Source organism: Stenotrophomonas sp. STEN031 (assembly GCF_056759975.1).
In genome coordinates this window covers 108,002-127,609 of the sequence record NZ_JBRREA010000006.1, presented here as the reverse complement: position 1 = coordinate 127,609, position 19,608 = coordinate 108,002, and the positions used below count along the sequence as shown (strand labels likewise).

The window sequence follows — 19,608 nt, the reverse complement described above, 5'->3', positions numbered from 1 at the left end:
GTCAGCGCTCCTCCAGTGGTTCGTTGACGCCGGACAGCGGCCGCGCCGGGGTATGCATGCCGTCGTCGCGCGGCGGCGGGTCATGTGGCTTGGGCCCACTGCGCATGATCTTGACCAGGTACCAGATGCCCCAGCCGAACACGAAGAGATAGCCGATCACGTAGATGGCAAGCGACAGCACCGTCATCCACACGCTCTGCGTACCCACCGCATCGGCGGTGCGCAGCACGCCATACACCACCCACGGTTGCCGGCCCATTTCGGTGACGAACCAGCCGGCCACCAGCGCAATAAAGCCGCTGGGCAGCATCCAGTTCCAGCCTCGCAGCAACCACTTCGATTGCAGCAAACGCCCACGCCATAGCTGGAAAGCCGATATCCACGCCAACACCAGCATCAGCGTGCCGATGCCAACCATGATGCGGAATGCATAGAACACCGGTACCACCGGCGGTCGCTCGCTGGCCGGCACCGAGGTCAACGGCGCAAAGCTACCGTCCATGCTGTGGGTCAGGATCACGCTGCCAAGCTTGGGGATGGCGATCTCGTAATCGTTGCGCTCTTCCTTTTCGTTCGGCACCGCGAACACCACCAGCGGCACACCTTCGCCCGGCCGGGTTTCATGCCAGTGCGCTTCCATCGCCGCGATCTTCATCGGCTGGTGTTCCAGCGTGTTCAAGCCGTGCATGTCGCCAACGAAAATCTGCACCGGCACCGTGAGCGCGGCGAACGCAACAGCAGCTACCAGCATCTTGCGGCCGGCTTCCACATGCATGCCACGGCGCAGATACCAGGCACCGACGCCGCCGATCACGAAACAGGTCGTGATGAACGAGCCCAAAGCCATATGCGCCAGGCGATACGGGAAGGAGGGATTGAACACCACCTGCCACCAGTCCTGCGGATGCACGGTGCCATCGACCAGCGTGTAGCCCGCCGGGGTATGCAGCCAACTGTTGGAAGACAGGATCCAGAAGGTGGAAAACAAGGTACCCAGCGCCACCATGCAGGTGGAGAAGAAGTGCAGCCGTGGCGAGACCTTCTCCCAGCCGAACAGCATCACGCCGAGGAAACTCGCTTCGAGGAAGAACGCGGTCAGCACCTCGTAGGTAAGCAACGGCCCGATCACCGTACCGGCTACCTCGCTCAGGCGCGGCCAGTTGGTACCGAACTGGAAGGCCATGACGATGCCGCTGACCACGCCCATGCCGAAGGACACGGCGAATATCTTCTGCCAGAAAAAAAACAACTCACGCCAGACCGGGTTGCGGGTGCGCAACCAGCGCCATTCGACGAAGGCCAACCAGCTGGCGGTGCCGATGGTGAAGGCCGGGAACAACACATGAAAACTGACGACGAAGCCGAATTGGATCCGGGACAACAGCAGCGCTTCCACGGGCGCTTCTCCGCATGACCTTTAATTGGGGCAATTCTGGTCCGGTATTGGTTAAGACCGGATGTGACCGGATGTCGCAGTGCGTCAAAAAGTCGCAGCCGCTCTAGCCCCCTCCCTTTGGCCAAAGGCCAAGGGGAGGGCTTGGGGAGGGGTCAGCATTTGGCTGGTCCTGGAGAGCCGAGCCATGCTCGGCTGAGGCCTTACCGGTAAAGCCCCTGCCTAGCATGGCTCGGCACTACCCTTCTGCCGCAGCTATTCGGGCAGCTGAAACATTGCCGATTCCGGCAGCTCAGCCGCCGAACCCGGCCCCCATGACCTGTGGCCCAGCCCGCCGCAGGTGCTCGCTGCTACCCTTGCGGGGTTCTCTTTCACCGGTGCCGAATGATGCCCAAGCTGCTGCCCCTGTCCCTGCTGTTGTTGACCGCTTTCGGCAGCGCCCATGCCGCGCCCACGCCGATCACCATCGAGCAGGCCATGGCCAACCCCGACTGGATCGGGCCGCCAGTGGAATCGGCCTGGTGGTCGTGGAACGGCCAACAGGTGGAATACACGCTCAAGCGCCAGGGCAGCCAGGTGCGCGACAGCTTCCGCCTGCCGCTCAGCGGCGGCGTCGGCCAGCAGGTCGCCGATGACCAGCGCGGCACCCTCGATGCCGCCGACCGCGTCTATGACAGCAGCCGCCAGCGCATGGCCTTCGTGCGCAACGGCGACGTGTTCGTGCGTGACCTGCGCAGCGGCGCGCTGACCCAGCTGACCCGCAGCAACGACCGCGCCAGCGACGTCAACTTCGCCAGCGATGGCGGCGTCATCTGGCAGGTGAGCAACAACTGGTTCCATTGGAACCCGCGCAACAACAGCACAAGCCAAGTCGCCCAGCTCAAGGCCGACAAGAACCCGGCCGACGCCCCCAAGGCCGACGTGCTGCGTGACCAGCAGATGCGCACCCTGTCCACGCTGCGCAGCGACCGCGCCCAGCGCGAGGAACTGCGTGAGCAGGGCGAACGCTGGCGCCAGGCCGACCCGACCCGCGCCGCGGCACCGATCTTCCTGGGCGCCGATGTCGAGATCGTCAGCAGCGCGCTGTCGCCCGATGCCCGCCACCTGATCGTGGTCACCAAGCCCAAGGGCTACGACGAAGGCCGCGGCGGCAAGATGCCGCTGTACGTCACCGAGTCGGGCTACGAGGAAGCCGAGGACACCCGCACCCGCGTCGGCCGCAATGATCCCGAACCGCATGCGTTCTGGTTGGCCGATGCGGCCACCGGCAAGGTCCAGCCGCTGTCGCTGGACAATCTGCCCGGCATCACCACCGACCCGCTCGCCGAACTGCGCCGCAAGGCCGGCAAGGACGCGCTGAAGGGCAACCGTCCGCTGGAACTGATGAGCGACTTCATGGGCGGCGGCATCCGCTGGAATGCCGATGGCAGCCAGGCCGCGATCATGCTGCGTGCCAATGACAACAAGGACCGCTGGATCGCCACCACCAGCGCCACCAGCGCGCGCCTGGAAAACCGCCACCGCCTGACCGACGGCGGCTGGATCAACTGGGGCTTCAACGACTACGGCTGGATGCCGGACGGCCGCACCCTGTGGCTGCTGTCCGAGGAATCGGGCTACTCGCACCTGTACACGCAGACTGGCAGCAGCAAGCCCAAGGCCATCACCTCCGGCAACTGGGAAACCTCGGCACCGGTGGTCAGCGCCGACGGCAACAGCTTCTACTTCCTGTGCAACCAGAAGTGGCCGGGCGATTACGAAGTCTGCAACGTCAACGCCAACGGCGGTGCCGTGCGTGAAGTAACCGCGCTCGATGGCGTGGAAGACTTCAGCCTGTCGCCGGATGGCCAGCAGCTGCTGGTGCGTTATTCCGCGCCCTACCTGCCGGCGCAGATCGCCGTGCTGCCGAGCAGCGGCGGTGAAGCCCGCCAGCTGACCGACACCCGCAGCGCCGAGTTCAAGGCCCGCGAGTGGGTGCAGCCGCAGATGGTGCAGGTGCCGTCCAAGCACGGCGCCGGCCACGTCTGGGCCAAGTACTACGGCCCGGAAAAGCTGGAAGCCGGCAAGCAGTACCCGATCGCCATGTTCGTGCACGGCGCCGGCTACCTGCAGAACGTGCATGCGCGTTATTCCAACTACTTCCGCGAGCAGATGTTCCACAACCTGCTGGTGCAGAAGGGCTACATCGTGCTGGACATGGACTACCGCGGCAGCGAGGGCTATGGCCGCAACTGGCGCACCGCCATCTACCGCAACATGGGCCACCCGGAACTGGAAGATTACCTGGACGGCCTGGACTGGCTGGTCGAGACCAAGCAGGGTGACCGCAGCAAGGCCGGCATCTATGGCGGCTCCTACGGCGGCTTCATGACCTACATGGCGCTGTTCCGCTCGCCGGGCACGTTCAAGGCCGGTGCCGCGCTGCGTCCGGTTGGTGACTGGCACCAGTACAACCACGCCTACACCGCCAACATCCTCAACACCCCGGACATCGATCCAGAGGCCTACCGCATCTCCTCGCCGATCGAGTACGCCGAGGGCCTGCAGGACAACCTGCTGATCGCGCACGGCATGATGGATGACAACGTGTTCTTCCAGGACTCGGTCAACATGACGCAGAAGCTGATCGAGCTGCACAAGGACAACTGGTCGATCGCGCCCTACCCGCTGGAACGCCACGGCTATACGCGGGCCGATTCCTGGCTGGACCAGTACAAGCGCATCCTCAAGCTGTTCGAGCAGGAACTGAAGTAAACATCTGCAAGGGCGCCGCGAGGCGCCCTTGTTGTTTGTGGGTGGTGGATGTTTTCTGCATACAGCCAAGAGCACCCCTCCCCAACCCTCCCCTGCGCGTTGCGCAAGGGAGGGGGCCGCTGTGCTCCCTCCCTTTGGCGCAGCCAAGGGGAGGGCTGGGGAGGGGCGCTCTTGCTCTTGCTCTTGCTCCACCACCCACCAAGCCTCCAGTACCATTCCCCACACGGAGCCCCACCCGCTGGAAGCACATGTCCACGACTGAAAACCCCATCCGCATCGTCACCGCTGTCATCCTCGATCCGCAGCAGCGCGTGTTGGTCGTGCGCAAGCACGGCTCGGATACCTTCATCCAGCCCGGCGGCAAGCGCGAGCCCGGCGAGGACGCCCTGCAGACCCTCACCCGTGAGCTGCACGAAGAACTCGGCGTACACGTCGATCGCAGCAACGCGCTGGCGCTGGGCACTTTCGAAGACGCCGCCGTCAACGAACCCGGCCGCCGTGTGCAGGGCGAGTCCTTCCTGGTGCACATCAGCGGCATCCCGCAGGTACAGGCGGAAATCGCCGAGCTGACGTGGATTCCGCTGCTGCCACCGCACGGCGTGAAGCTGGCACCACTGAGCGCCCGGCATGTATTGCCCGCAGCATCCGCAGCCCGCCTCCGCGGCGGGAAAGCCAGCTGAGTCCCGTCATCATTCCTCAACGCATCCGTAGCCAGCCATCGTGAATCCACCCCAGTTTCCGTCCTCTCCAGCCCCCTCTTCCGCAGCCGCCTCGTTTGTCGCCGTCACCGCAAAGCTGTCGCTGGTGATGGCGGCGATGGCCATCATCTGGAGCCTGCTGCAGCTTCTGCTGGTAGCGCTGATGGGCCGGTTAAACATCACCGAGGTGATGCAGAACGAAGGCCTGCCGCTGACGCCGGGCATGCTTTGGCTCGCCGATCATGCGTTCTCGCTGAGCGTGCTCGGCCTGTTGCTGTCGATCGCCTTCCTTGCCGTGTCATGGGCATTGCTCAAGCAGCGCGAATGGGGCCGGATCGGCTTCATCGTCTTCCTGGTGCTGGTGGCCGTGGCCAACTTCGCCTTCCTGCCGCTGATCCACGGCATGTTTGAAGCGATGCAGGCCATGGTGCCTGCCGACTTCCTCAATTCTCCAGAAGGCCTGGAAATGCGCGTGCAACTACGCGTTGGCCTGTGGACCTCGCTGATCACCGGCATCGCCGCCGCGCTTGCATTGGCCGGACTGCACGGCTGGCTGGTGATCAAGCTGAGCCGTCCCGACGTCCGTTCCCTGTTTCACTGAATCCCCCGGAGTTTCCATGTCTGTTCCACGTCTACTGTCCGCCCTCGCCGGCGGCCTGCTGGCACTGAGCGCATTGCCGGCGGCTGCCGCCAGCTTGAGCTGCGGCAGCTATAGCGCCGAAGAAGGCTCGGCCCGCTTCGTGATTGAAAGCAGCAGCCAGGCCACGATGCGCTATGAAGGCCTGGCGCCTACCCAGTATGTAATCCGCCAGCAGGGCAACACCCTGCACGCGGCTGACGTATCGAATGGCTTCAGCACCGAGTACAGCCTCAGCAGCGACGGCAAGCGCATCACCGGCAGCCTCGGCGACTACGTGCTGGAGGCCAGCAGCAGGTGCAAGACCGCGCCCACACCGGCCGCGAACAGCTGCCGTGCCGATATCGACAGCTGCATCGAGAACGCCAGCGCGGCAACGCCGCAGCAGCTGCGCCAGTGGTGCCAGGAAGACCTGCCCTTCGCTTGCGAGCGCCTGCTGTCCAGCTACCGCAACGAAGCCCAGGCCGCACTACAGGCGGCAACGCCCGATCCGGACCTGGAAGAACCTGCCGTCTGCAAGGAAGGCACTCCGCAGTACAGCGAAGCGGCCTGCCTGGCAGCAGCCAAGGAAGTCCTCGGCATCGCCATGGCCAAGGCGCTGGTCGGCGCGTTCGGCAGCAATAGCGCGGTGCTGCCCGAGCCGCGTTTGAACGAGCTGCTGCAGCTGTGCCGCAGCCATCGGGACGCCGGCTTCTGCAGCGAGGTCGCCGATGCGCATTGGGATGCCGGACGCTACCTGCCCGCGCGCGAAGCGCTGCAGCTGGCCTGCAAGGCCGGCGCCGACGAGATGACCTGCAAGCGCGCACAAGGCTTGGCCGCGCTGGACGCCACCGACCTCAATGTCGGCCCTGCCAGCAGCCTGCCCTGCGGCGACTACAAGGCCAGCACCGGCCTGATGGATGCGCTCGGTTTCGGCAACGATGGCCTGGTGACGATGGGCATGGGCAGCGAGCTGCGCGCCCGCCTGGAGGATGGCGCCATCCATATCCACCACGACAAGGGCGGCGACTTCGTGCTCAAGCCGCTGCGCAACGGCGGCCTGCTCGGCATCGACAGCTGGAACCGCTATGCCGTCTACCAGCGCACCGGCGGCAACAACCACTGCAGCGCGCCCAAGGTATTCGTCGAGCTGCCGCTGCCGCAGGATTGCCCAGTGGGCAGCGACCCGCAGGCCTGCTGCAACAGCGGCAAGCTGCAGGGCTGCAACACCCTCGGCCACCGCCACTCGCTGGCCGGTGACTGGCAGGCCGCCGCACCGTATTACCAGAAGCTCTGCCAGGCCGGCGTCCGCGTTGGCTGCGAGAACCTGCGCAGCGTCTACGAGAACACCGGTGACGAAGACATCCCCGGCAAACTGCTGTCCATCTGCAAGCGCGACGGCAAGGGCACCCATGTGGCCTGCGATGTCTACGAGACCACCAACTGGGCAATGGCCGGTCTGGGCGCGCAGCTGATGCGAGCCGCCGAAGACCTCGACAACGAAGAAGACGCCGACGCACCGGCGCCCCCCAGCAAGGGCAAATCGCTGCGCAAGTAAGGCATGCGGCGCAGGTCGCGGCAGCGGCCTGCGCTACAGTACGCATATGAACGAATTCGACCGCGTACGCGACTATCTGACCGGCCTGCAGGACCGCATCTGCGCCGCCATCGAGCAGGCCGACGGCCAGGCCCGTTTCAACGAGGACCGCTGGCAGCGCGCCGAAGGCGGCGGCGGCCGCACCCGCATCCTGCGTGATGGCGCGGTGTTCGAGCAGGCCGGCATCGGCTTCTCCGACGTCGCCGGCACCCGCCTGCCGCCCTCGGCCTCGGCCAATCGCCCGGAGCTCGCAGGCGCCTCCTGGCGCGCCTGTGGCGTGTCGCTGGTGTTCCACCCCAGCAACCCCTACCTGCCGACCACCCACGCCAACGTGCGCTACTTCCAGGCCGAGCTGGATGGCAAGACGGTGGCAGCCTGGTTCGGCGGCGGTTTCGACCTGACCCCGTTCTATCCCTTCGACGAAGACGTGCAGCACTGGCACACGGTTGCGCGCGAGCTGTGTGCGCCTTACGGCGAAGACCGTTATGGCGCGCACAAGCGCTGGTGCGATGAATATTTCTTCCTCAAGCACCGCAATGAAACGCGCGGCGTTGGCGGCCTGTTCTTCGACGACCTGCACGCGGACTTTGAAACCGACTTCAATTACCTGCAAGCGGTCGGCGACGGATTCCTCGATGCCTACCTGCCCATCGTCGAGCGCCGCAAGGACACGCCCTACGGCGAGCGCGAGCGCGAGTTCCAGCTGTACCGCCGCGGCCGCTATGTCGAATTCAACCTGGTCTACGACCGCGGCACCTTGTTCGGCCTGCAGAGTGGTGGCCGCAGCGAGAGCATCCTGATGAGCCTGCCACCGCGCGTGCGCTGGGAATACGGCTACACCCCCGACAACGGCAGCGATGAAGCACGCCTGGCCGAGTACCTGGTCCCAAGGGATTGGCTGTAGTGCCGAGCCATGCTCGGCAGGGGCCTTACAAGCAGCACCACAACCTGTAGTGCCGAGCCATGCTCGGCAGGAGCCTCACAAGCAGCACCGCAACCGTAGTGCCGAGCCATGCTCGGCAAGGGGCCTTACAAGTAGTCTTGTAGGAGCGGCGTAAGCCGCGAAGCCATGAAAAATGAAATCGCCGCAATACCTGCAATCGGATGGTCCGCCAGCATCGCGGCTTACGCTGCGGCTACAACACCTCTGCCGAGCATGGCTCGGCACTACATCCGGTCCTTCTTGAGGATGATGGTGATGTGGCCGTTGGTTTCAAGCAGTGCCAGGTCTACTTCATCCACGTCGTCGCAACCTGCGTCGCGCATCGCCTTGGAAAAATCGGCCTTGCTCACCAGCTCGCGCCGCAACACCTTCTGCAGTACGTGGCCGTGCCGGGCCAGTACCACCGGCTCGCCTTCGATCACCCGCTCCATCGCCGGGCTGCGGGTGGTGATCCAACCTACGAAATAATTCAGCGCAATCAGCGTGGCCGCCAGCAACAGGCCGCCGCCCAGTGAGGTGTCCTGGCCAAGCAATGCGTTCTGCACGGCATTGCCCAGCAACACCAGCAACAGCATGTCGAACGGGGTGAATTGGCCCAGCGTGCGTTTGCCGGCCACCCGCACCATCACCAGCACCACGACATAGACAATCACCGCGCGCAGGATGAATTCCCACCACGGCATCGCCAATGCGAACAGGTCGGACATGATTCCCCTCCATCACTCGATGGCAACATCCTCGACCAGCACGGATAAAGGGAATGCGAGTATCGCGACGGCGTTATCGCGGGTCAAAATGGTTTCATTTGCTACAAAAAGAAGCCCCGCCGACCAGGGGGGGGTCGACGGGGCCGGGGAGCGGGCATTTGGGGAGGAATCCCCGCTCCGAGATCTGCTCCAGGGGATGGGAGAGATCCGCGACAGACGTTGCGTCTGTCGCGGACTATATGAGCATTCCCAACCTTGATGGATCGTGAAGAATCTGTCGTGCTTTCAAAATAATTAAGGACAGATTCATCTGCCAAATACCGCTGGCATTTAATAAATGCGGTGTAACGCGACGCATTGTTTCATTTACTAATACTTTCTAGTTAAGAAACTAGAAAATCAATGAGCCTCGTCCCAATTTTCCCCGATTCCGGTGTCAACAACCAACGGTACCCGCAGCGTCGCAGCCGACGCCATCCGTGACTCGACTTCCGCACGCAAGGTGTCGATGAATGCGGCATCGGCTTCAAATACCAGTTCGTCGTGCACCTGCAGGATCATCTTGGCCTGGTCGCTGTACCCCTGCAGCCAGGCGTCCACGCTGACCATCGCCCGCTTGATGATGTCCGCCGCGGTGCCCTGCATCGGTGCATTGATGGCGGCACGCTCGGCACCGGCACGCAGGCCCTGGTTGCGGGCGTGGATGTCATTCAGATACAGGCGCCGGCCAAACAGGGTTTCCACATAGCCCTGCTCGCGGGCCTGCGCACGCATGCGCTCCATGAAGTCACGCACCGCCGGATAACGGCTGAAATACAACGCGACATAATCCTGCGCCTGGCCGCGGTCGATACCGAGGTTCTTGGCCAGACCAAAGGCGCTCATGCCGTACATCAGGCCGAAGTTGATCGCCTTGGCGGCGCGGCGCTCGTTCGCCGTCACTTCGTCCAGCGCACGGCCAAACACTTCGGCAGCGGTGGCGCGGTGCACGTCGGCGCCCTGCTCGAACGCGCGCACCAGACCCGGGTCTTCGGACAGATGCGCCATGATCCGCAGTTCGATCTGCGAGTAGTCGCAGGCCATCAGCTTGCGACCCGGCGGGGCGACAAAGGCCTTGCGGATGCGGCGGCCATCCTCGGTGCGCACCGGGATGTTCTGCAGGTTCGGATCGGACGAGGACAGCCGCCCGGTCGCCGCACCGGACTGGTGGTAGCTGGTGTGCACGCGGCCGGTATCCGTGTTGACCATCTCCGGCAGCTTGTCGGTATAGGTGCTGCGCAGCTTGGTCAGGCCGCGGTATTCCAGGATCACCCGCGGCAGCTCATGCTGCTCGGCAATCGCCTCCAGCGCCTCTTCATTCGTGCTGGGCTGGCCCTTGGGGGTTTTCACCAGCGCCGGCAGGCCAAGCTCGTCGAACAACACCGCCTGCAGCTGCTTGGGCGAATCCAGGTTGAAGGTATGCCCGGCCAGCTCGGTGGCCTTCTGCTGCGCGGCCAGCATGCGTGCGGACAGGTCATTGCTCTGCCGCTTCAGCTCGGCCGCGTCGATGCGCACGCCATTGGCCTCGATGCGCGCCAACACCGGCACCAGCGGCATCTCGATATCGCGGTACACGCTTTCCAGCGACGGTATCGCTGCCAGCTGCGGGGCCAATACGCGGTGCAGGCGCAGGGTGATGTCGGCGTCTTCGGCGGCGTAGGCGCCGGCTTCGTCGATGCCTACCTGGGCAAACGAAATCTGCTTTGCGCCCTTGCCCGCCACGTCCTCGAACTTGGTGGTGGTGTAGCCAAGATAGCGCTGCGCCAGCGAATCCATGTCATGGCGGGTGGCGGTGGAATTGAGCACGAAGCTTTCCAGCATCGTGTCATCGGCATAGCCCTGCACGTCCACGCCATGGCGGCGCAGCACGTGGATGTCGTACTTGCCGTGCTGGCCCAGCTTGTTCTTGCCAGCGTCCTCCAGCAACGGCTTGAGCGCGTCCAGCACCTGCTGCAGGGGCAGCTGCTCGGGCGCACCCGGATAGGTGTGGCCCACCGGGATATAGGCACCCTTGCCCGGCTCCACCGCCAGACTGATGCCGACCAGGTTGGCGCGCATCGCGTCCAGCGCGTCGGTTTCGGTATCGAAGGCAAATTCGTCGGCAGCCTGCAGACGCGCAACCCAGGCCTGCAGCTGTTCGCTGGTGAACACCGTTTCGTATTCACCCTTTTCTGCCATCGCTGGATCAAGGCCAACAACCGGCTCGCTATCAGCTGCCTTGGCGTAGCCGGCGGCGGTGCCGCGCAGGCTGGGCTTGCTGTCGGCGGCCACGTCCGGCGCCGCCACGCCGCCCAGCTCACGCAAGGCCTGGGTGAAACCGTAACGCGCATACAGCTCGCGCAGCGTCTCCACGTGCTGTTCGCGCAGCTTCAGGTCGCGCGGGCCCTGTTGCAGCGGCACATCGGTGCGGATGGTGACCAGGTCACGGTTCAGCGGCAGCCGCGGCAACGCGGCGCGCAGGTTCTCGCCGATCTTGCCCTTCATGGTCGGGGCGGCGGCAATCACGCCGTCCAGGTCGTTGTACTCGGCCAGCCACTTGGCGGCGGTCTTGGGGCCGCACTTCTCCACGCCGGGCACGTTGTCGACGGTGTCGCCCATCAACGCCAGGTAATCGACGATCTGCTCGGCACGCACGCCGAACTTGTCGATCACCGCCGCATCCGAATCGGTGCGGCTGCCGGTCATGGTATTGACCAGCACCACGCCCGGACGCACCAACTGGGCAAAATCCTTGTCGCCGGTGGAGATGGTGACTTCCAGGCCGTCCTTGGCACCGGCCAGGGCCAGGGTGCCGATCACGTCATCGGCTTCCACACCGTCCACGCGCAGGATGTCGATACCCAGCGCCTGCACGATGTCGCACATCGGCTGCACCTGCGAGCGCAGGTCGTCGGGCATCGGCGGACGGTTGGCCTTGTACTCGGCGTACATGTCATCGCGGAAGGTCTTGCCTGGCGCATCGACCACGAAGGCGACGTATTCGGGCTTTTCCTTCAGCGTGGAACGCAGCATGTTGACCACGCCGAACAGCGCGCCGGTGGGCTCGCCATTGGCATTGGTCAGTGGCGGGAGCGCGTGGAACGCGCGGTACAGGTAACTGGAACCGTCAATAAGGACTAATCTGCTCATGCGCTGATTCTACGCGGCGGGCCGCTGCTGCATGTGGACAGGCATAATCGGACCATTCCCACCGAAGGAAGCACCACCATGAAATCCTTGCTGCTGATCCCCCTGCTGGCCCTGGCCGGCTGCGCCACTCTCGGCGCTGGCTCGCCACCGGTTGATGTCAAAGGTGCGGATGTCACCCGCAAGGCGATGGACAACGGCGACACCATCGAGGAATACCGCGTCGGTGGCACCCTGCGCATGGTCAAGGTGACCCCGGCCCGTGGTGCCCCGTTCTACATGTACGACCGCGACGGCGACGGCCGCATGGACAGCGACAAGGACGGCACCAAGCCGGTGTACTGGAAGCTGTATAGCTGGTAAGCCTCTACCCCCTCCCTTGCGCGAAGCGCAGGGGGAGGGCTGGGGAGGGGTGCTTTTGGCGACCAAGCCCGAAGGCCAGCAGGCCCACTCCCCCGGCAAGACAAAGCCCTCTAATCGAGGGCTTTGTTGATTCCGGTTGCTGGTTTCTTTGGGGACACAGCGGAAAGCACCCCTCCCCAACCCTCCCCTTCGCTACGCGAAAGGGAGGGGGCAAAAAGCCGAAAGCCCTCCAATCGAGGGCTTCGTTGATTCTGGTGGCTGGTTTCTTTTGCGGACACAGCGGAAAGCCCCCTCCCCAGCCCTCCCCTTTGCCCTCGGCAAAAGGGAGGGGGCCAAGCTTTGCCCCTCCACTTTGGCGTAGCCAAGGGGGAGGTTGGGAGGGGGTGGTCTTGTGCTTTGGGCTTTTGCGGTTCCAGCCAAGAGCCCCGTCCACAGCCCTCCCTTCGCTGCGCGAAAGGGAGGAAGCTGAAAGCCTCAGCGGATCACCAGCACCGGGACCGTGCTGCGGGCCAGCACTTCGGAGGTCTGGCTGCCCAGCAATACCCGGGTGACGCCACGCCGGCCGTGCGATGTCATCACCAGCAGGTCGCTGTTGCAGGCCTTGGCGGTGTCGATGATGCCGTCGGCGGCGTAGCGGTCCAGCACATGGTGGGTCTGCACGTCCGCCACATCGGCCGCGTGTGCGGCGGCCAGCGCCGGTTGCAGGATCTTCTGCGCGGCTTCCTCACGGTCCTTCTTGTACTCCGGACTGGCCTCGTAGCCAGCGCTCCAGCCCATGGCGTCGTACATGCCCACCGCCCACGGCTCGGAAACCGTGACGATGTCGACATGCGCGCCCAGTTGGGCGGCCAGCTCCAGCCCCTTGGCCAGGCCCTTGGCGGAAAGCGCGGAACCGGCGGTGGCGAGCAGGATGCGCGTGGACCTGGCAGCTCTCCTTGGAGGAAAGGGGGGGGGTGACACCATTGCACACCCGATGGTGCCCCCATGCCTTGCGCCAAATCAAACCGTGACCCTCAAACGTTGACCCATACCTCCCAGTGTGGTCCGCGCTGCTGCCAGTCGAACTCCACCGGCAGGAACTTCTCGATCAGCCGCGCATTGCTGCGCAGGTGGTCGCTGAGGCTGGCGGTGGTGAAGCGCCCACCGCCGGCCAGCGCCATCGGCAACAGTAGTTGGTCCGACAGGTGCTCGCCCACGCAGGCACCGCCGTCCAGATAGCTCTGCACGGTCTCGGCCAACCGGCCCGCCACGTCCTCGGCAGCCAGCCCGCGTTCGCCATGACTGTCGAAATGCTCGACATGCAGGTCATGCCGCACCGTCACCGAGGCCACGTTGCCCGGCCCCAGGGCCGGCCGCACCACCCGCACATGGCGTGGATGGGCATCCAGCCCAAAGCGCCTGGCCAGCACATCCAGCTCGCGCTGGCCGATGGCGGCAGGCAGGCCCGATACCAGCACCTGCGCTTCCAGCGTCTGCAAGGGTCCGCGCACGCTGAATTCCTGTGCCTGCAGTTGCGGGCAGGGTTGCACCGTGGCCTCGAGCACACCGCCACCGGCCGGGTGGAAGCCCGGTACATGCAGCTGCAGTTCCGCCTGCACGCCCATCCGCGCCAGTGCCGGCAGATAGCAGCTGCTGACGAAGTCGGCACTCGGCGCCATCGGGTTGTGCGTACCGCCTTCCAGCCGCACACGTGACGGCGCGGACGCCTGCCATAGCGCGGGCAGCACCGTCTGCAGCACCAGCGTCGCCGAACCTGCGCTGCCGATGGCGAAGTGATAATCGCCCGCCTGCACGATGCCCGGCACGAAACGCAGCGTGTTCGCGCCCAGGGCAGCGCCTTCCACCTGCGCATTGCTGATCCGCGCCGCGGCGTTGACCGCAGTCAGGTGCTGGCGCATCAATCCCGGCCGTGAGCGCTTGGCACGGATGTCCTGCATGGCGAAGCCAATCCCGGTGCACAGGCTCAAGCTCAGCGCAGAGCGCAGCAACTGCCCGCCGCCCTGGGTTCCATCGATTTCAATCATTTCCATTGTCTTGCCTTCCTGTGGCGCCCCACCGCAGTGGGGCGCCATCTTGCCTTATCCCTTCACACACACCACCTGACGCAGGGTATGCATGATCTCAACGAGATCGCGCTGCGCCTCCATCACCGCCTCGATCGGCTTGTAGGCGGCCGGTGACTCATCCACCACCTCGGCGTCCTTGCGGCACTCCACGTGCGCGGTGGCCTTGATGTGGTCATCCACGCTGATCAGCTTGCGCGCCTTGGTGCGGCTCATCACGCGGCCGGCACCGTGGCTGCAGCTGTGGAAGCTGTCCTCGTTGCCCAGCCCGCGCACGATGAAGCTCTTGGCGCCCATGCTGCCCGGGATGATGCCCATCTCACCCTTGCGCGCACTCACCGCGCCCTTGCGGGTAACAAGTACATCCTTGCCGAAGTGGTGCTCGCGGTTGACGTAGTTGTGGTGGCAGTTGACCGCCTCGGCCTGGGCCTCGAACGGCTTGCTGATCACCGTACGCACGGCAGCAACCACATTGCGCATCATCACCTCACGGTTGATACGGGCAAAACGCTGCGCCCAGTCCACCGCAAACACGTAGTCGCCGTAATGCGCGCTGCCTTCCGGCAGGTACGCCAGGTCCTGGTCCGGCAGGTTGATCATCCAGCGGCGCATCTCCTGCTTGGCCAGCTCGATGAAGTAGGTGCCGATGGCGTTGCCGACGCCACGCGAACCGGAGTGCAGCATGAACCACACGCGCTGTTCTTCATCCAGGCATACCTCGACGAAGTGGTTGCCGGTACCCAGCGTTCCCAGGTGCTTGAGGTTGTTGGTGTTCTTCAGCTTGGGGTGACGCTCGCAGATCAAGGCAAAGTCGGCCGCAAGCTGCGACCAGCCTTCCACCGCCAGCTCCGGCGCGGTGTCCCAGCTGCCCTTGTCACGGCCGCCACGGGTCACGCTGCGGCCGTGCGGCACTGCGCGCTCGATCGCGCTGCGCAGCGCCGACAGGTTGTCGGGCAGGTCACTGGCGGTCAGCGTGGTACGGGTGGCGATCATGCCGCAGCCGATATCCACGCCCACCGCCGCCGGAATGATGGCACCGATGGTCGGCACCACCGAGCCCACGGTTGCGCCTTTGCCCAGGTGGACGTCAGGCATCACCGCTACCCATTGATGGATGAAGGGCAGGCGCGCGATGTTCTTCAGCTGCTCGCGGGCTTCGTCTTCCAGCGGCACGCCGCGCGTCCACAGCTTGATCGGTGCCGCACCCGGCTCCTGGATGACGTTGTAGTTGGTGTCGTTCATTGATGGCTTTCCTGTCATCTTCAAATATAGAGGTGCGGTGACAAACAGTGGTGGAAGTGTCCGCAACGCCAGAAGTAACTTCTGCCGTTGCGGCCGGGAGTCGAACCCGACCCCGCAGGGCTGCCTTTGTAATTCCACCTGCATTCACCGCATGGAACAGCTACGAAAGGTGCCGGCCTGCACGACGAGGTTTGAAGGAACATCCTGCTCTAACCAGACTGAGCTACCGCTGCGTTTCCACAGCGGGCGGGATTCGAACCCGCGACCCGGAGCTTAAGAGGCTGTAGTTCCTTCGGCATTCGTGCGTGCCGACGTTGAAACGTGTTCATGCCGAAGCATGAAGTAATACAAATAGGGTGCCGGCGAATACGACAAGAATGATGGAACGTTTCACCGCTGTGCCACGAGGGCAAGGCGGCGATCCTGCTCTATCCACTGAGCTACCGATGCATTGCGGCATCGGGCGGGAATCGAACCCGCGACCTGGAGCGTCAAATGCTGTAGTTCCATCGGCATTCGTACACGCCGACATTAAGGGGTGGGAGCAGACGGCAAGGGTTGGACTGACTCTCCGGATTCGAACCGGAATGAACAACCAATGTAGTCAGGCCGGCATCCGCCTTCTCCCATGAAATAGTCTCCAGGCCCGGCCGGCCCCATTGCCGGCCGGGCATCACTGCGGCGACATCCGTATCGCCCTTACAAATCCATTGCCGCGATCCGCTCCACCCAGCGCGGGCGCTGTGCCGGCGGCAGGCTGGCATTGGCCAGCAGCTCGAATGCCGCATCGCTGAAGCCGCCGATATGCAGCACGTCCTCGCGCTCAACGGTCTGGCTGCTGGCCACCGGCTGCAGATCGATGCAGACCAGCTGCGCCTGCGGGCAACGCGCCTTCAGCGCAGCCCACTCACGCATGGTTGCGGTCTCACGGCTGCCGCGGGTGTCACGCCAGCTCTCGTTGTCCGACACCAGCACCAGCAGATCCACCTGCGCCCGCTTGCGGTTGAGATAGGCCAGCGGTGCACTTACCGAGGTACCGCCACCATTGATCGCCAACTGCCGTGCCAGCGTCATCACGCTGTCACGCGGGTTCAACTGCTGCGGATGCACCTCGGTGTCGAACGGCAGCACCTGCGCCTGCGGGTGACCGCGCAACACGCAGGCCGCGATCAAGGCCGCCACGTCGACGCACCGCGCCGCCGAGCTTGCTCCCTTGCGATAGCCGGTCACCGGCCACTGCATCGAGCCGGAGACGTCCACTGCCACCACCACCTTGCCCTGCAATGCCGGCACCGACGCAGTCGCCACTTCCATCGCGTCCTGCAGCGCGTCCAGGATCGGACGCGGCAGTGCCGCACCGGCGTGGTAGGCCATCAGCAGCTGGTAGGGCAGCACCCGCGAACGGGCGATCTGCTGCGGGTCACGCAGCTTCGCTGCCACTTCGGCAACCATCACCGCATCCTCGAACACACCGTGACGGGCAAAGGTGTTCAAGTTCATCCGCAGCTGCTGCCAGCTTGAGTTGCGCGCCAGCACCGACCACTGCGCGGCATCCAATGCCAGCGCGCTGTAGTACTGGAACGGCAGGTCCGGCAGCATCCCGCGCGGTTCGCGCTTGAACGCCTCGTAGGCACGCAGTTCCGCTGGTAACAGCGCCTCGTCGTACGGCCGCCCGATCACCCAGGCATACAGCGCCTCACGCGCGGCATCCTGCGGCTTGGGGTGGACCATGCGGATCACATCGGCCAGCGACGGCTGGTTGCCGATCGCCGCGCGGATGATCGCCTTCGGCGAGGCCTGCTGCAGCCACTGCCGCAGCATGCGCTTGGGCAACGAGCCCAGCGAACGGCGGCCCACCCGACCGCTACGCATGATCTGCACGAAGGTACGCAGCATGCGGCCGTTGTCGATCACATGCGGGAAAGCAGCGGCAAACGCCTCGCCATCACGCACGCTCAGCATCGCCAGCAGCAACGCCGGCACGTCCTTCATATGCGCCACGCCGTGGGCATAGGCCGCGGTGCGGGCAATGAAGCCAGCATCGACCTCGTTGCACAGCGCCTGCACCTGCTCCAGCTGCGCATCGGCGCTGGCGTAGAAGGTGCTGTTCAGGCAACCGGTGGCGGCGAACAGGGCCAAGGCCGCACGCGGGTCGCGGACATAGGCCGATCCACCGGCTTCGTTGCGGACCGTGGCCTTCGGCAGCAGGGCGCCGCGGAAGGATGCGAACAGGTTTGCGTTGGCCATTTCGTGTCTCCTTGGCGGGAACTGCCCGCCGCTCTCTTGGCCCTATACAACGCAATGGCCGTGCCAACTTTTCCCGACTTCAATCAATTCATTGATTTTAAAAGTTATTTTTCGATTCAGACCGAAGATTTGCGCACCCGAAGCGCGGCTTTACGTATACTTTTAGCGCGCTACTTATAGGAATTGATATGTCCAAGCGTCAGGTCATCTTCGGCATGCTCGGCACCCAGCTCGATTCGGGCAGCGGCCCCGGCCGCTGGGAGAAATGGCGGCCCACGGTCGCTCTGGGCATGCATGAGGACTTCCAGCCCGATCGCATCGAGCTGATGCTGGACGAGCGCCGCTTCAGCCGGCTGGCCAAGCTGGTGCAGGAAGATCTGGCATTGGTATCGCCCGGCACCGAGCTGCGCCTGCACGACACCTACCTGGTCGATCCCTGGGAATTCGAAGGCGTCTACGCACGCCTGCATGACTTTCTCGCGAGCTATCCCTTCCAGCCGGACGAGGAGGACTACTACGTCCACATCACCACCGGCACCCACGTCACCCAGATCTGCTGGTTCCTGCTGACCGAGAGCCGGCACTTCCCCGGCCGCCTGCTGCAGACCTCGCCGCCGCGCAAGCAAGCCAATGGCGACCCCGGCAGCCACACCGTGATCGACCTGGACCTGTCGCGCTACGACCACATCGCCCAGCGCTTCGCCCAACAGCAGCTACAGGACCGCGATCTGCTCAAGAGCGGCATCGCCACCCGCAACCCGGCGTTCAACCGGATGATCGAGCAGATCGAGAAAGTGGCCACGCGCTCGCGCGCACCGATGCTGCTGACCGGCCCCACCGGCGCCGGCAAGAGCCAACTGGCCAAGCGCGTATTCGAGCTGAAGAAGCTCAAGCACCAGCTGCCCGGTCGCTTCGTCGAGGTGAACTGCGCCACCCTGCGTGGCGATGGCGCGATGAGCACCTTGTTCGGCCACACCAAGGGCGCCTATACCGGCGCCAGCAGCGACCGCGCCGGCCTGCTGCGCTCGGCCCATCAGGGCCTGCTGTTCCTCGACGAGATCGGCGAACTGGGTGCCGACGAACAGGCCATGCTGCTGCGCGCCCTGGAAGAGAAGCGCTTCCTGCCAGTAGGCAGCGACCGTGAGGTGGAAAGCGACTTCCAGCTCATTGCCGGCACCAACCGCGATCTGCAGCACGACGTACGACTAGGCCGCTTCCGCGAGGACCTGCTGGCACGCCTGAACCTATGGACCTACCAACTCCCCGGCCTTGCCGAACGCAGCGAGGACATCGAGCCCAACCTGGAATTCGAACTGGAGCGCTGGTCACGCGAGCAGCACGAGCGCGTGCGCTTCAATGCCGAAGCGCGTAGCCGCTATCTGACATTCGCCACCAGCAGCGAAGCTGCATGGCGCGGCAACTTCCGCGATCTGGGCGCCAGTGTTGTGCGCATGGCGACGCTGGCAAATGCAGGACGCATCCAGACCGACGGCGTCGATGAAGAGATCAACCGCCTGCGCACGCAATGGCATGGCGGCGATGATGCATCGCCACTGCAGGCATTGCTCGGCGATGCCGCAAACCAGCTGGACCGCTTCGACCGCGTGCAACTGGAAGAAGTGGTGCGCGTCTGTCTGCGTTCGAAAACCCTGTCTGCCGCTGGCCGCGAACTGTTCGCGGTATCACGCACCCAACGCGCCAGCACCAACGACGCCGACCGCCTGCGCAAATACCTGGCCAAATTCGATCTGGATTGGGAGCAACTGAGGAATCACGCAACCCCACTGTAGTGCCGAGCCATGCTCGGCAGCCCTTCGCAC

The 19,608-nt window shown here is 64.5% G+C and carries 14 protein-coding genes; 7 read left to right on the top strand and 7 right to left on the bottom strand.

What is annotated here, in order from left to right; translation table 11 throughout:
• Position 1: 1 nt before the first annotated feature.
• Positions 2 to 1,396, bottom strand: a complete 1,395-nt coding sequence (locus ACVOLQ_RS04485; RefSeq protein ID WP_481527226.1) for a cytochrome ubiquinol oxidase subunit I — start codon at positions 1,394 to 1,396, stop codon at positions 2 to 4.
• 384 nt (positions 1,397 to 1,780) lie between these two features.
• Between ACVOLQ_RS04485 and ACVOLQ_RS04480 the strand changes: the two genes are divergently transcribed.
• The 5 genes from ACVOLQ_RS04480 to hemF all read left to right on the top strand — a co-directional run bounded on the left by ACVOLQ_RS04480 (position 1,781) and on the right by hemF (position 7,962).
• Positions 1,781 to 4,147: a S9 family peptidase gene (locus ACVOLQ_RS04480; RefSeq protein WP_481527225.1), complete on the top strand. Its 2,367-nt coding sequence runs from the start codon at positions 1,781 to 1,783 to the stop codon at positions 4,145 to 4,147.
• A gap of 248 nt (positions 4,148 to 4,395) precedes the next feature.
• The gene (locus tag ACVOLQ_RS04475) at positions 4,396 to 4,827 is read left to right on the top strand and encodes an NUDIX hydrolase (RefSeq protein ID WP_481527224.1); all 432 of its coding nucleotides are present in this window, start codon (positions 4,396 to 4,398) and stop codon (positions 4,825 to 4,827) included.
• Between the two features lie 40 nt (positions 4,828 to 4,867).
• Positions 4,868 to 5,446, top strand: coding sequence for a hypothetical protein (locus ACVOLQ_RS04470; RefSeq protein ID WP_313174134.1), 579 nt, complete (start codon positions 4,868 to 4,870; stop codon positions 5,444 to 5,446).
• Positions 5,447 to 5,462: 16 nt separating this feature from the next.
• Positions 5,463 to 7,019 carry a hypothetical protein gene (locus ACVOLQ_RS04465; protein WP_481527223.1) on the top strand — a complete coding sequence of 519 codons (1,557 nt, stop codon included), beginning with the start codon at positions 5,463 to 5,465 and terminating at the stop codon, positions 7,017 to 7,019.
• A 46-nt stretch (positions 7,020 to 7,065) separates the two neighbouring features.
• Entirely contained in the window at positions 7,066 to 7,962 is an 897-nt protein-coding gene (gene hemF / locus ACVOLQ_RS04460; protein WP_313174138.1) for an oxygen-dependent coproporphyrinogen oxidase, read from the top strand.
• Positions 7,963 to 8,225: 263 nt separating this feature from the next.
• Here hemF and ACVOLQ_RS04455 read toward each other — a convergent pair whose 3' ends face one another.
• Both ACVOLQ_RS04455 and polA read right to left on the bottom strand, forming a co-directional pair.
• Positions 8,226 to 8,708 carry a DUF421 domain-containing protein gene (locus tag ACVOLQ_RS04455; protein ID WP_313174140.1) on the bottom strand — a complete coding sequence of 161 codons (483 nt, stop codon included), beginning with the start codon at positions 8,706 to 8,708 and terminating at the stop codon, positions 8,226 to 8,228.
• Positions 8,709 to 9,107: 399 nt separating this feature from the next.
• A complete protein-coding gene (gene polA, locus ACVOLQ_RS04450) occupies positions 9,108 to 11,876 on the bottom strand; it encodes a DNA polymerase I (protein ID WP_481527222.1) in 2,769 nt (922 codons plus the stop codon).
• Positions 11,877 to 11,954: 78 nt separating this feature from the next.
• Here polA and ACVOLQ_RS04445 point away from each other — a divergent pair, with 78 nt between their 5' ends.
• On the top strand, positions 11,955 to 12,236 hold the full coding sequence (locus ACVOLQ_RS04445; RefSeq protein WP_313174142.1) for a DUF2782 domain-containing protein: 282 nt from the start codon (positions 11,955 to 11,957) through the stop codon (positions 12,234 to 12,236).
• A 474-nt stretch (positions 12,237 to 12,710) separates the two neighbouring features.
• Here ACVOLQ_RS04445 and ACVOLQ_RS04440 read toward each other — a convergent pair whose 3' ends face one another.
• The 4 genes from ACVOLQ_RS04440 to ACVOLQ_RS04425 all read right to left on the bottom strand — a co-directional run bounded on the left by ACVOLQ_RS04440 (position 12,711) and on the right by ACVOLQ_RS04425 (position 17,788).
• Positions 12,711 to 13,199, bottom strand: a complete 489-nt coding sequence (locus ACVOLQ_RS04440) for a universal stress protein (RefSeq protein ID WP_481527221.1) — start codon at positions 13,197 to 13,199, stop codon at positions 12,711 to 12,713.
• A gap of 50 nt (positions 13,200 to 13,249) precedes the next feature.
• Complete coding sequence (rtcA, locus tag ACVOLQ_RS04435) at positions 13,250 to 14,266, bottom strand: RNA 3'-terminal phosphate cyclase (protein WP_481527220.1); 1,017 nt, start codon at positions 14,264 to 14,266, stop codon at positions 13,250 to 13,252.
• 48 nt (positions 14,267 to 14,314) lie between these two features.
• Positions 14,315 to 15,541, bottom strand: coding sequence for an RtcB family protein (locus ACVOLQ_RS04430; RefSeq protein ID WP_481527219.1), 1,227 nt, complete (start codon positions 15,539 to 15,541; stop codon positions 14,315 to 14,317).
• 699 nt (positions 15,542 to 16,240) lie between these two features.
• Positions 16,241 to 17,788 (bottom strand): vWA domain-containing protein, encoded by a 1,548-nt coding sequence (locus ACVOLQ_RS04425; protein WP_481527218.1) that lies wholly within the window; start codon positions 17,786 to 17,788, stop codon positions 16,241 to 16,243.
• A gap of 188 nt (positions 17,789 to 17,976) precedes the next feature.
• On the opposite strand from ACVOLQ_RS04425, the gene rtcR reads away from it, so the two are divergent.
• Complete coding sequence (rtcR, locus tag ACVOLQ_RS04420; protein ID WP_481527217.1) at positions 17,977 to 19,578, top strand: RNA repair transcriptional activator RtcR; 1,602 nt, start codon at positions 17,977 to 17,979, stop codon at positions 19,576 to 19,578.
• Positions 19,579 to 19,608: the final 30 nt, after the last annotated feature.

Bases quoted from the DNA above. Each gene is read 5' to 3' on its own strand.
- ACVOLQ_RS04425 (WP_481527218.1), bottom strand. From the start codon at position 17,788: ATGGCCAACGCAAACCTGTTCGCATCCTTCCGCGGCGCCCTGCTGCCG.
- ACVOLQ_RS04430 (WP_481527219.1), bottom strand. From the start codon at position 15,541: ATGAACGACACCAACTACAACGTCATCCAGGAGCCGGGTGCGGCACCG.
- ACVOLQ_RS04480 (WP_481527225.1), top strand. From the start codon at position 1,781: ATGCCCAAGCTGCTGCCCCTGTCCCTGCTGTTGTTGACCGCTTTCGGC.
- ACVOLQ_RS04455 (WP_313174140.1), bottom strand. From the start codon at position 8,708: ATGTCCGACCTGTTCGCATTGGCGATGCCGTGGTGGGAATTCATCCTG.
- rtcA (WP_481527220.1), bottom strand. From the start codon at position 14,266: ATGGAAATGATTGAAATCGATGGAACCCAGGGCGGCGGGCAGTTGCTG.
- ACVOLQ_RS04445 (WP_313174142.1), top strand. From the start codon at position 11,955: ATGAAATCCTTGCTGCTGATCCCCCTGCTGGCCCTGGCCGGCTGCGCC.
- hemF (WP_313174138.1), top strand. From the start codon at position 7,066: ATGAACGAATTCGACCGCGTACGCGACTATCTGACCGGCCTGCAGGAC.
- rtcR (WP_481527217.1), top strand. From the start codon at position 17,977: ATGTCCAAGCGTCAGGTCATCTTCGGCATGCTCGGCACCCAGCTCGAT.
- ACVOLQ_RS04440 (WP_481527221.1), bottom strand. From the start codon at position 13,199: ATGGTGTCACCCCCCCCCTTTCCTCCAAGGAGAGCTGCCAGGTCCACG.
- polA (WP_481527222.1), bottom strand. From the start codon at position 11,876: ATGAGCAGATTAGTCCTTATTGACGGTTCCAGTTACCTGTACCGCGCG.
- ACVOLQ_RS04465 (WP_481527223.1), top strand. From the start codon at position 5,463: ATGTCTGTTCCACGTCTACTGTCCGCCCTCGCCGGCGGCCTGCTGGCA.
- ACVOLQ_RS04475 (WP_481527224.1), top strand. From the start codon at position 4,396: ATGTCCACGACTGAAAACCCCATCCGCATCGTCACCGCTGTCATCCTC.